Source organism: Sulfitobacter sp. SBS6, from assembly GCF_048285585.1.
Classification (GTDB): domain Bacteria; phylum Pseudomonadota; class Alphaproteobacteria; order Rhodobacterales; family Rhodobacteraceae; genus Sulfitobacter; species Sulfitobacter pontiacus.
Genome location: NZ_JBLWBA010000005.1, coordinates 1150028 through 1160955 on the forward strand (window position 1 = coordinate 1150028; position 10928 = coordinate 1160955).

Below are 10928 nucleotides of genomic sequence, written 5' to 3' on the forward strand. Positions count from 1 at the left end.
GATCAATCCGCTGCTGCCCGACCCTTTTGGGCAACGATGCCCTTGGGACGGAATTGAATGAACAGGATGATGAACAGCACCATATAGGTCTGGGCCGCGAGGGTATTGGACGGGTTGAACCATTCGATCCCCTTTTGCAGGAACCCGATGAGCGAGGCCCCGGCCAGCGTGCCCCAGACGTTACCAACGCCGCCCACAACCACGGTCATGAAGGATTGCACGATGTAATCGGCCCCCATCTCGGACGTGACCTTGGCATAAAGCCCGATGGCTACCCCCGCGATCCCCGCGATGCCCGAGCCAAGGCCAAAGGTCATCATGTTGATACGGTCGGGGTTGATACCCATACTGGCCGCCATACCGGGGTTCTGCGTCACGGCGCGCACCTCTAGCCCCAGTCGCGTGCGTTTCAGCACAAACAGGATCAGCCCCAGGAACAGCAGCGCCAACACGAAGATCGCGATGCGGATATAGCTGACCTGAATCACATCCGAGATCACCCACGCCCCGTCCAGCCAAGCCGGAGAGGTCAGCGGTCGGGCCTGCGTGCCAAAGATGTTCTTGGCCAGTTGCTGCAAAGCGATAGAGATCCCGAAAGTCGCCAGCAACGTCTCTAGCGGACGGTGGTAGAGGTGCCGGATCACCAACCGCTCCATCACCACACCGGCGGCGAATGTGACCGCAAAGGCCAGCGGCAGGGCGATGATGATCGACAGCGTGTAATCGGGCACGAACAGCTGCACGACATAGCCGGTATAGGCCCCCATCATGATAAACTCGCCATGGGCCATGTTGATGACCCCCATGACGCCAAAGGTGATGGCAAGGCCGATAGCGGCAAGGAAATAGATCGACGCGAGCGACAGCGCATCCAGCGTCAGGTCAACGGTTTGCGCGGCAGCGACGCGGGTCTCGATACTGTCGAGCGCGGCCCGCGCGGCGTCTGTGACGGCGCTGTCGGGCTCGTCATACACCTCGTAGAACGTCATGCCCGCGATGGCATCTTGCTGGTCCCGCGCAGTCTCCAGCGGCGGCACGGTGCCCGCAGCGGCGAGAGCGGCATAGGCCGTCGCACGCGCCGCATCGGTATTCAGCCGCGCTGTCGGGATACCACCCACACGCCCGTTGACAACGTTCGCCGCCAAAGCGTCGCGGATCGCGGCAGGGGGCACAGGCGCCGGGGCCAGATCAGCCGCCACAAGCTGCGCATAGGCCGCATCGGGTGAAATATCCTCCCCCGGTGACAGCACCCGCGCGACGTTGCCGCTGGGTGCTTCAGACGGCGTCGCTGTTTTGGTCGACAGAATCTGGTTCATTACCGCCCGCGCCTCGATCGAGGTATCGCTGGCCATTGACGTGATCGCCGCGATACGGTCGGCGGCTGTGTCGCCAAAGCTGGCAGAGAGGAAGTTGGTCAGCTGGATCTTGCGGGCCTTCAGCGCCGCGTCTGTCTCTGCCTCGATCGAGGCGCGCAGGGGGGCCAGTTGGTCCGCCTCTGGACGGCGGGCGATGGAATCGACGGCACTTTGACGGCGTGCAAGATCAGGGTCGGTCAGTTGGAACTGCACAAGCGCGGTGCCGATCAGGCGGCGCACACCGCCATTGGGTTTTAGCTGCGAAAACCCGCTTGCCGGTGCCGTGCTTTCCGCATCGCTGTCGATATCGCGCAAGGCCAGCGTGTCGCCTGTCTCGGTGCCGAAAAAGAACACACCATCCGCGTCGCGTTGCCAGACCCCTTTGTCCTGCCAGCGTTCAAGAAACGCGCTGACCTGCGGCGCACCGGAGGCAACCAGATCATCCAGCGCGACAGAGACAGAGCTGCGCGAGGGTTTGGCAATTTCATCGGCATGAGCTTGAAGCACGGGCTGCAAATCTTGCGCCTGTGCCGTTCCCACGATGCCCACCCAACAGAGGAGCATTAACAGGTGGCGGAACATAGGGAACCCTTGTGGTAAGTCTGGGAAATAAGGTGATGGGGCGGCCAGTCAGCCTGCCCGCCCCGGCGTTCAGGATCAGTAGTTAGAGGTCAGCTGAACGCAGGTTTCCGTTTCGGTGTTGTACATGCCGCATTCCAGATCCTTCCAATCGGAGGTCAGCACAGCGCTTTCGGGCAGGAAGTCTGTCCAGGCATCGCCGGGCACCGGATCGGTCTGGCTGATGATGTCGAACTGACCGTCTGCCGTGATCTCGCCGATCAGCACGGGTTTGGACAGGTGGTGGTTCACCAGCATCTCGGCGGTGCCGCCGGTCAGGTTCGGGAAGGTCTGCCCGTACATCGCGCTGCGCACGGCATCGACATCGGTGGTGCCAGCCTGTTCAACCGCATTCACCCACATGTTGAAGCCGATGTAATGCGCCTCCATCGGGTCATTGGTCACGCGTTTGTCGTCGCCGATGGATGTTTTCCACTGTTCGATGAATTCAGCGTTTGCAGGGGTGTCTGCGGACATAAAGTAGTTCCACGCCGCCAGATGCCCGACAAGGTTCGATGTATCGAGCCCCGACAGCTCTTCCTCGCCCACCGAGAAGGCAACGACGGGGATATCATCCGCCGACACATCCGCCGCGGCGAGCTCTTTGTAAAAACCGATGTTCGCGTCCCCATTGATGGTCGACACAACGCCCACCTGCTTGCCGTCCTGGCCCAGTGCCACGACATCGCCCACGATCGTGGCCCAATCGGAATGGCCAAACGGGGTGTAGTTCACAAAGATGTCTTCTTCGGCAATGCCCTTGGACATCAGATAGGATTTCAGAATGTTATTGGTGGTACGCGGGTAGACATAGTCGGTCCCGAGCAGGGCGAATTTCTCGACCCCCAGCTCTTCGAGGTAGTAATCAACCGCAGGGATCGCCTGCTGGTTGGGCGCGGCACCCGTGTAGAACACGTTCTTGGACGATTCCTCGCCCTCGTATTGCACGGGGTAGAACAGCAGGCCGTTCAGCTCTTCGATCACGGGCAGCACGGATTTGCGCGACACAGAGGTCCAGTTGCCAAAGATCACGTCGACCTCGTTCACGGTCAGCAGTTCCCGCGCCTTCTCTGCGAACAAAGGCCAGTCGGAGGCAGGGTCGACCACGACCGCCTCAATTTCGCAGCCCAATACGCCACCCTTTTCGTTCTGCGCGTCGATCAACATCAGCATGGTGTCTTTCAGCGTCGTCTCGGAAATCGCCATGGTCCCCGACAGCGAGTGCAGCACGCCGACCTTGACCGGATCGGCACAGTCCTGCGCCATCACCAGCGAGGTGGAGCCCATCAATGCGGCGGTCGCGCAGGCGGCGAGTTTGGTGAATGTTGTCATCTTCTATCCCCTGTTGGCGCTGCTACCCCGCGCGTCAGAACGCACTTTTCCGGGGCCCCCAAGCACGTTAGACAGGAGGCGCAGCATATTGTTGTGATCGTCGCATGGCTTGTTACATCTGCCAGGATCGCTTGCCGTGCGACGGTGTTGCCTGTGTCGGCACAAGGCCAAGATGCCTAGGGCAGTGGCGGAGTCGCTAGAAAAAATGGCATGTCACAGGACACGCCCCTAGCCGCGCCTCATTTTTTGGCACCAAAGATCGGGATCGCTTAAAATGTAACCGGCAAGCACACGGCTGCGGGGAAAGGCGCGCGACAAGCGCGCGCCAGCACCTTCCCCTTAGGGGGTGACGCGCGCGGCGGAGGTCGCCTGCCACGCCCGCAACATCGGCAGCGCACAAAGGGCGACCCCGATGAGAAAGGACAGGCTGTAGCCCAAACCGGCCAGATCGTTCTGCGGCATGGCGATCAGAACGCCGCCAAAGAACAGCGCCACCCGCATCGGTAGCGCCCCACGGCCTTCAATCGGGCCGACAAGGCTGATGTAACCCTGCAGCGCCGCCGAGATCAGGGTCACCCCGATCATCGCACAGCTCAGCGCGACGACGACCTCCCACGCGGGGGCCTGACCAATCAACGCAGGGTTCAGCACAAAGAAGAAGGGCGCGATATAGATGACACCGCCAAGGCGCATCGCCTCGAACCCCGTGGCAATCGGGTTGGACCCCGCCATGGTAGAGGCCGCAAAAGCGCCAAGCGCGACCGGAGGTGTGATATAGCTGACCATGCCCCAGTAGAGAATGAACAGATGCACTGCCAGCTGGTTCAGCCCGCCGGCCTCAAGCGCGGGGGCCAGCACCACCGCAAGGAAGATATAGCAGGCGGTCACCGTCATCCCCATGCCGAAGATAAAGGCGGTGATCGCCCCCATCAGCAACAGGATCAACGTGCTGTCGCCGGCCAGAAACACCAGCTCGTTCACCAATGTGCCCGCCAGCCCCGTGGCCGAGAACGACCCCACGATCAGCCCGACGCCCAGCAGGATCGCGGTCAGTTCTGACAGCCCCATGCCGACACCGACGATCATATTGCCAAGGCGGCTCAGGTTCAGACGATGGCTGGCGCGGAACTGGTTCACAACCAACAGCAGTGCCGTTGCATAGAAGGGCGCAGAGGATTCCTGCCGCAGCCCGATCATCATATACAGCAGCAGCGCAAAAACGAAGATATAGGGCCAGCCTTCGATCATCACCTGACGCAGGCGCGGAAGGTCAGGCTTGGGCAAACCACGCAGCCCGCGTTTCGCGGAGTAGGCGTCGATCTGGGCAAACAGCCCCCAGTAGAACAGAATGCTCGGAATGGCGGCGGCCAGCGCGATTTCGACATAGGGGCGTGACAGGAAGGACGCCATGACAAAGGCCGTCGCCCCCATGATCGGCGGCATCAATACCCCGCCAGTCGAGGCGCAGGCCTCGGTCGCGGCGGCGGTCTTGGCCGAGAACCCGGTCTTGCGCATCGCGGGGATCGACACCGCCCCCGTGGTCAAGACATTCGAGATGACAGAGCCAGACATCGACCCCATAAAGCCGCTGGCAAAGATAGAGACCTTCGCCGCGCCCCCGCGGTAGCCGCCCACAAGCCCAAGCGCCAGATCATTGAAAAACTGCCCGCCGCCTGTCCGTTGCAGCACCGCGCCGAACAGGATGAAGCCGATCACGACGCCGCCAAACGCCTTCATAGGAATGCCGAAAGAGCTTTCGGCGGAATAGATATGGTAGGGTACCGTTTGCAGAAACGTGCTTTGAAAGCCCGAAAACGGGTCCGGCACGTGGCCCGCGAAGGTTGGATAGAACGCAAAGAGCGTGACAATCAGGAACAACACCAGCCCCCCTGCCCGTCGCGTTGCCTCCAGGATCAGGAAGAAGAATATGACCGAGACATATTGCGCCGTTTCAGGGGCTGCATATTCCCACCCCTGCGACAGGTTCTGCTGCGCGGTCTGCGCCAGATAGCCCGTGGTCCCGACCGAAGCGGCAAACAACACCCAGTCCAGCAGCGTTGGCTCCCCCCCCTTGCCGCCGCGGGCCTGAAAGATAAGGAAAGTCAGCGCAAGGAACATCCCCCCGAGGATATACAGATACCGCCCGTCGATCAGCACAATCCCGAAAAGCTGAAGGTTGAACAGCTGGTTCACCACCAGCACCAGCGACAGCAGCGTGGTGATCACCACGACCCAACGTGCCACCCCCGAGATCCGCTCTGCCGGGGTGGCACCGTCAATCGCCACCTCCTCGAACTTCGGCTGCGGGGCGCGCGATGTATCGGGATCGGTCATAAAAACGCTTTCATATTAGGGGTACGGGCCGGTAAGAGGCACAGCAGGAACGGGCCGGCACCATGACCAGCCCGCCCCGAACTTTGGAAAGGTTCAGAAAACGACAGAGAACCCGCCGTCTGCCAAGGCCTTGCGGCGCGCCTCGGACCAGGCGGCTTCCCAGTCAGAAGGGTTGGATGCTTTCGTCGCTTCCCATGCCGCGGCCAGCGCTTGTTGGCGTTTCACAAGTTTGTCGTTATGCGCCTGCGCGGTGTCGGACCAAGCGCCCACTTCCTCGAAATAGCGGATCGCCCCTTCGTGGTAGGGCACCACCCATTCCATGTTCTGCTTGTCCAGCGCCCAGCCACCGATGCCGGGGGAATTGCCGTCATATTTCGGGAACAGCTCTACCATCGCCTTGGTCATATTATAGACCAACGCTTCGTCCGTGGCCGCAATCGAGGTCAGCACCGGATAGGCATAGCCCGCGCCCTGATAGCCGTCGGTCCCGTCGATGGTGGCCCCGACCTTGGCTTTGTTCAGCGTGAAGAAGGGGGCAATTTCCTGCATGCGGGCGAAACCCTCGGTGTCGTCGGGATCAATCGGCGGCCAGAACAGCCCGCGCGGCCCCGCTTCGGCCTCATATGCCTTGCCCGAGTTCGTCGACGCAAAAGCCGCATCGACCTGCCCTTCGATCAGGCCGGTCCAGCTGGCCCCGAACCCGCCGAAATCAACCCGCTCCACATCGTCCCAGGTCAAGCCGCCATAGGCCAGATAGGCTTCGGTGTTCACGTTCAACGCAGGGGCACCCACGATATAGGACACACGCTTCCCCTTGAGGTCGGCATAGGTCTCGATCCCCAGATCGCCCGCGACACCGACCGCAAGGTTGATCGCGCCGCCGTTGTTCGCCAGCAGCACGCGGATCGGCTGCGGGCCCCAGTTTTCGGCCCCGAAATCAAACACACCTTCCTGCGCCATAAAACTACCGCCCACACCCGTGGCCGAGAATTCAACCCGCCCCTGGCGCAATGGCTCTGTGCGCGACACGTCGTTCTTGCCCGGCAGCACGCGCAAGTTCACCCCCGCCGCATCTTGCAACGCAGCACCGATTGCCACGGCCTGATTATATCCCGCCGACCCGGTGTCATAGGCTGTCCAGCTCAATTGACGCGGCAGGTCCAGATCCTGCGCGAACGCCATGGAAGCCGTGAACCCAAATGCCACGACCGTCGTCTTCAATACGTTCATATCTTTCCTCCCAGAAATTCCTGCGGCGCAAAACATTCGCGTTTGCGGCAAGGTTAGCGGCCCGTTTTCTTGTGAAACGTGGTTCCGCCCTGTGGAAAAGGATAAGAGCGCGCCTTTCCGTGAGTCAACAAAAGACCGCGAGAGGCGCGATTGCGCAGGGTGGCGTCAATCAGAGGTAGAGCAAAGATGTTCTGACGCGGGAACACCTGCTTTCCGCGCCGCCGCCGTCAGTTGCGCCAATGTGCCTGCATCCAGCGGAATACCCTTGGCCGATCGCTCCGCCGTACTGCGCCTTTCGGGGTCGCCGGGGAATTGCACCCCCGCCGTTCCGGGCGCTGCGGGGGATGCCTTGACCCAATCTGTATAGCTGTCCACATCCACACCAAAGCTTTGCGCAAGACCAAAGACATTCGGATCGATCAAGATCGCCATCATGTTGTTCACGATCCGGTCGGGCACCTCGCGCTCGGGCGCATAGGCCCCGCCCCCGCTGAACGATCCACCTAAGATATCCCCCAGCAAGGCGAGCCCGAACCCTTTATGCTGCCCGAAGGCCGTCAACGCCCCGCCCGCACCGTCAAATACCACCGACGGATCGCGCGTGGCATTACCCTGCGCATCAATCAACGCCCCTTCGGGCGCAGGATTGCCGCTAAGCTGAGCCACACGCGCCTTGCCCATGGCGATGGTACTGGTCGCCATATCCAGCACAAACATCGGATGCTTTTCGGTCGCCGGTATCGCCGTGCAGTAAGGATTCGTGACAAACCGCGCATCACTGCCGCCGAACGGTGCCACGAGGGGGCGCGCGGACTGAACATTCGCGTAAAGGATGCAGATAAACCCCGCCTCCGCCGCCATGATGCCCCAGTCGCCCAACCGCCCAAGGTGGAAGCTGTTGCGCAAGGACAGCATCGCGAAATGGTGGGTCTGCGCACGATCAATCGCCAGCGTCATCGCCTGCTCTGCCACGATATGGCCAAAGCCACGGCGGCCATCGACCAAGACGAACGGCCCCTTGTCCTGCACCAGCTCGATATCGGCCGCAGGGTCCAACTGCCCTGCAAGAATACCGTCCACATAGGCGGGTATCATCCCCACCCCGTGGCTGTCATGCCCTGCCAGATTAGCCCCCACCAACCGCGCCGCAACCTTCGCCGCCCGCCCTGCATCCTTCCCTGCATGCGCCAAAATAGCCGTCGCAAAATCCGTCAACCGCCCCGCATCAACCGCCATCGGCCTGTCCTCCCCCAAATATGCTGTCCACGCCGCCTCTCCCAAAGCGAACGCCCCCGATCGCAGCCTCGCGCCAAGAAGCGGAAACTGCAAGCCGGAGGGTCATCGGAAGCGGAAGGAGCCAACGTCGGCGTCTACGGCGGGGAAGTTTTCAACGGAGGGTTTAAACGGCACCCAGGGGCGGGGAATACTAACGCTTTTTGAACAAGTAGTTAGGCATAAGTGGGACACACAATCCTTCCATTGTTTTACTAGATTTTTCGGAATAATTGTCCCACTAAAACGCGAAGAGACGAAGTGTGCTACCCGAGGAGCCGATCGCTACCTTGGACCGATCATATCCATCCCTGGCAAAATGTTTGGCGAGACAGAGATCACGAGTTTCAGCCTGACCGGTTTGACGCCTTTCGCAATGTTCTGGATGCACCCGCCCCCGGTCGGCATGAACGTTTTAAGGAGCATTGCCCAGCGGCTCTACGCGGCGGCCTGTCTCGTATCGCTGACCCTATTCGGGTCGTGCCGGCGAAAGCGCGCCTGAACGCTACTAGCAAAGCTGGGCACAGCCCGACCTTTCAAAAGCTACTGCATGACTTAGTCAACAACTGAAGCAGTAGAGGCCAACTGCCTGAAGCCCTGAACATAAACTCGCTGATAATCGGCGATGCCTATGCCCGTGTTGTGCGGCTTCTTTCGGTATTTGACACACCTTGAGGATCTGAGCTGATTAGCAAGCCTGGCATCGCGAAAAAGGTGCGCTGGTCTGGCAGACATATGTATTGGTCATTGTTAGGAAAGTGCAGAAATTCCTGCCCACCAAAACAAAGCCCACTCAAGAATACTAAGGACTGAGAGCACAATTTATGGTTGTTATCTGCAAAGCGGATATGCTCTACATGCTTAACAAAGCGTGAGAATTTTCATTAAGGTTATACTAAATGTCATATGCATCCACCAATATTGCCCGTGTCGTTGATCAGATAAACAGTTCACTTTTCCTACCTGCCATTCAGCGCCCCTATGTCTGGGAAACGTCCCAGATTACCGCCCTCTTCGATTCACTCTTAAAGGGTTATCCGATCAGCTCTTTTCTATTTTGGGAACTCGACTCGAGCAGACGCGGGGATTGGGAGATATACAAGTTCATCGACAATTTTCGTCAGGGAGGCATGCACAACGAGTTGGCTGAAACAGACGGAAGAGACGTCACATTGGTTTTGGACGGCCAGCAGCGGCTCACCTCGCTACTCATTGGCCTTCGTGGAACCTACACCACGCGCAAGAAATACGCGCGCAAGGAAAATCCAGACGCTTGGACAAAGCAGCGGCTATACCTCGACCTGCTAAAATCGCCAAAATCTGATCTTGAAGAAGGTGAGGCAGACATCGGAATAACATATGGCCTCAAGTTTTTTGAGCACACGCCGAGGAACAGTTCAGATCACCTGTGGTTCAAAGTAGGGTCTATTCTAGATTGCACGTCAGATGACGCTTACTACGCTCTTGTCGATGGCATTATCGATAAGCTGCCAAGTGAGCTGACGCGCTTTGAAAAACGCACTATCGAGCAAAATCTGGACCGCCTATACAGAGTGATCTGGAAAGACGACGTGATTGCTTTCTACACCGAGAAGGATCAGTCATTAGATCGAGTGCTGGATATTTTCATCAGAGCCAACGATGGCGGGACCAAGCTATCGAAATCCGACCTACTGCTGTCCATGATTACCTCGAAATGGAAAGGCGTCAGTGCGCGACAGGAAATCTTCGATCTTGTTGATTATTTGAATGACGGTTTGGATGCACGGAATGACCTGAGCAAGGACTTCCTGATGAAAGCTTCGCTCGTGCTGAGCGACCTAGACGTAACTTACAAAGTCAACAACTTCACAAATTCGAACCTCGCCATTATTGAAGATAACTGGGCAAAGATCAAAAAGACCTTAGAAATGACCCTTAGGCTTGTGAACTCGCTTGGAATTGACAAAGAGACGTTGACCTCAACAAATGCGCTGATGCCGATCGCATACTATCTACACAACGTCGACGAAGGTCTCGATGGCACAACTTCCTTCGAAGCGAGGAACGCAGTTCTCGTCCAAAAATTCTTACTTGGAAGCCTCCTGAATGGGGCCTTTAGCGGCACATCAGATCAGGCGATCTCAATATCTCGGGGCCTGATCAAGGAGTCGCTTCGCTCAAAGGCAGACTTCCCCACTGCTGATCTAGTATCTGGGCTGGCGCGACGCGGTCGGTTGGCAACATTCAACGATGATAACATTCATGGCCTGTTTGAAATCACATATGGTAAGCGCAATTGTTTTCTCGCCTTGAGCCTTCTGTATGAGGGACAACGCTGGGGTGCTTCGGGCTACCATATAGATCATATCATTCCGCGTTCGCTGGCTAATCGAGAGAAGCTCATGGCTATGAACCTGCCGGAAGATAGGATCGTCGAGATTCTCTCAAGCGTTGATCGCCTTGGGAATTTGCAGCTCCTTCTAGGGCGAGAAAATCTGGAGAAGAGCGATACGCCTTTTAACCACTGGATTATATCCCGCGACGCGGCGTTCGCGGAACGGCATATGATACCGGCAGATCAATCGCTTTGGACTGTAGAGATGCTGCCAGAGTTCGTTCGTGAACGCGAAAAGGCAATCAAAGAACGGATCAACGCTCAGTTCTAGCTGTGGTGAACGCGGCAGCTGCTTTGACAAAGCCGGCATGACGTCAAAGCGGATATGTGCGGACTACTCTTGTTGATTGTCACTGAGAACTGACCCGGCGGGGGTGCGGACGAAAAGTTGGACTATCTTGGAGATAGCT

General features: G+C 58.6%; 6 protein-coding genes. 1 reads left to right on the forward strand and 5 read right to left on the reverse strand.

The genetic code is table 11. From position 1 onward, the window contains the following. Window positions 1-2: 2 nt before the first annotated feature. The 5 genes from urtB to ACNQ62_RS08930 all read right to left on the reverse strand — a co-directional run bounded on the left by urtB (window position 3) and on the right by ACNQ62_RS08930 (window position 8105). On the reverse strand, window positions 3-1937 hold the full coding sequence (urtB, locus tag ACNQ62_RS08910; RefSeq protein ID WP_418094685.1) for an urea ABC transporter permease subunit UrtB: 1935 nt from the start codon (window positions 1935-1937) through the stop codon (window positions 3-5). 75 nt (window positions 1938-2012) lie between these two features. After that, window positions 2013-3305: an urea ABC transporter substrate-binding protein gene (gene urtA, locus ACNQ62_RS08915; protein ID WP_418094686.1), complete on the reverse strand. Its 1293-nt coding sequence runs from the start codon at window positions 3303-3305 to the stop codon at window positions 2013-2015. Between the two features lie 339 nt (window positions 3306-3644). After that, window positions 3645-5639, reverse strand: a complete 1995-nt coding sequence (locus tag ACNQ62_RS08920; RefSeq protein ID WP_005851847.1) for a TRAP transporter permease — start codon at window positions 5637-5639, stop codon at window positions 3645-3647. Between the two features lie 93 nt (window positions 5640-5732). Continuing rightward, on the reverse strand, window positions 5733-6869 hold the full coding sequence (locus ACNQ62_RS08925; protein ID WP_418094687.1) for a TAXI family TRAP transporter solute-binding subunit: 1137 nt from the start codon (window positions 6867-6869) through the stop codon (window positions 5733-5735). Between the two features lie 165 nt (window positions 6870-7034). Continuing rightward, window positions 7035-8105: a malate/lactate/ureidoglycolate dehydrogenase gene (locus tag ACNQ62_RS08930; protein ID WP_418094688.1), complete on the reverse strand. Its 1071-nt coding sequence runs from the start codon at window positions 8103-8105 to the stop codon at window positions 7035-7037. A gap of 935 nt (window positions 8106-9040) precedes the next feature. Here ACNQ62_RS08930 and ACNQ62_RS08935 point away from each other — a divergent pair. Next, window positions 9041-10789, forward strand: coding sequence for a DUF262 domain-containing protein (locus ACNQ62_RS08935; protein WP_418094689.1), 1749 nt, complete (start codon window positions 9041-9043; stop codon window positions 10787-10789). The last annotated feature ends 139 nt before the right edge of the window (window positions 10790-10928 follow it).